At 35.7% G+C, this 1,900-nt stretch carries 2 protein-coding genes; both read left to right on the top strand.

Annotation, left to right across the window (positions count from 1 at the left end):
* Nucleotides 1-152: 152 nt before the first annotated feature.
* Nucleotides 153-416, top strand: coding sequence for a hypothetical protein (locus CWS31_RS17205; RefSeq protein WP_101344204.1), 264 nt, complete (start codon nucleotides 153-155; stop codon nucleotides 414-416).
* Between the two features lie 107 nt (nucleotides 417-523).
* Complete coding sequence (locus CWS31_RS17200; RefSeq protein WP_101344203.1) at nucleotides 524-1,282, top strand: PPC domain-containing protein; 759 nt, start codon at nucleotides 524-526, stop codon at nucleotides 1,280-1,282.
* The last annotated feature ends 618 nt before the right edge of the window (nucleotides 1,283-1,900 follow it).

Below are 1,900 nucleotides of genomic sequence, written 5' to 3'. Positions count from 1 at the left end.
GAGTTTAGCGAAAAGCACTCTAAAAATAACAGCGTGAGTAAGTTCACCTAACAAGGCAAATCAGCAGGACTAAAAACAGCTGGCTATTGCTCGTACCTCGCTATTTTAGCCAACAATTTTTAGCCTCTGTTTGAGGCGTTAGGTGACTTCGTGTGATTGAAAGTATAGTTGTTATCGCCATTGGCTTTTATCTTGTTTGGTTGTCACGAACATCTCGAAAGGTAAACAAACAAGTGGATAACCTTGCACCTAAAGCCAAGTTTGATTTAATAGAGTCAATCAATAACAAAATTAATCCCAGTCATTCGGATTTCGTCGTTGGTGGTTCTGTTACGAAAATTCCAAAATGGGTTGGCTTGTTAGTGCTCATCGTGTTTGGAATTGCTTTATATTTTGGTGTAAAATCAGTCACCTAACAAGGCGTTCAAACGGACAAAAAACAGTTGGCTGTTTCACTCCGTTCACAATTTTAGCCAACAATTTTTTGCCGCTTAACGTGGCGTTAGGCATTGAAGGAGCAGTTGTGAAGTCTTTTTGTATTATTTTTGTGTTATTTTTGGTTGGGTGCAGTAATACATATGTCATAAAGGTAGAACCTGAGAACCAAAGAACGTTTGCTCCAGATAAAGCATTAGAGGCTGGTGATGAAATTGAAATATACATTAGCCATATCAATCATAATGAAAGACTTAGGTTTCATTTATGCGGACCTCAATGTGATACTGCAACGACTATCAAAACTATTGATTCTAATGGTTTATCTAATAAATCAGTTATCTTTACAGCGCCTGAAGATGGAGAATACTATTTCTGGCTCGAAAACACTAAACTAGAAGGAACAGAATCTGTTGTACTAATGAAAAAAGAATACGAAATGGAAAAAATATATATTGTTGATTTTATTTCCGGTACTAAATTGCATGTGGCTAAGGAAATGCCTAATAAGTCATTAAAGCAGGAAGATGATCTTATAACTCCTATAGCTATGTCGCATACAGCGATTATGGGAATATCAGCATTTTACTATTGCGCAAATAATCAATGGCCAGAGTCCATTGATATAATTAAAGACTACGAAGAGCAACGAAAAGCAATGCCTCATATAAAGATTAACTGGACTCAGCTTAAAGATATTTCAAACTATATAAGCGAACCAAGTTACCAGCTTACTTCAAATATTAAACAGCTAGATGGTAGTTTTATTAAATTAACTTCCGGGCAACAATCACCAATCTGTGACGAGGACAACGCAGAGTTACAAAGTGCGTACGTTAATATGTAGGTGTAAAAATGCCTAACAAGCTGTTTAACAAGGACAAAATACAGTTGGCTTTTGCTCCTTCGTCGCTTATTTTAGCCAACTATATTTTGCCCATTAACAGGGCGTTAGGTGTTTTGGGTTATTTGCGTAAGATATATTTTTTGATTCACGTTTTGCGTATCAATCACGTATCCTAAAACGTAATTCAGTTTTGTATTTATCGCACGTATATTATTGTTTCGCGGTGTTACATAAAACTGAGCAAAGCCGTTTAATGAAATTTCTGGTGAGCTAATTTCTCAGTTTTTACTGCGAAATTTCGTGCAAGACTTTGCCAATTACTTTATTGTGGTTTGGTAAGTTTAGGTGGCATAAACTCTAATCAGTTCAAACACCTAACAAGGCATTAAAGCAGGACAAAAAACAGTTTGCTGTTTCGTGCCTCAACATTTTAGCAAACAATTTTTTGCCTCTTAATGAAGCGTTAGGTGTATTGGGTTATTTGCCTAAGGTTTATTTTTTGATTCTCGTTTGTTGCATCAATCACGTATCTTAAAACGTAATTCAGTTTTGTAGTTATCGCGCGTATATTATTGTTTCGCGGTGTTACATAAAATTGAGTAAAGCAGTTTATTTAAC

The sequence above is a fragment of the Colwellia echini genome (genome assembly GCF_002843355.2).
GTDB classification, from domain to species: Bacteria; Pseudomonadota; Gammaproteobacteria; order Enterobacterales; family Alteromonadaceae; genus Colwellia; species Colwellia echini.
This window is presented reverse-complemented; position numbering and strand designations above follow the sequence as displayed.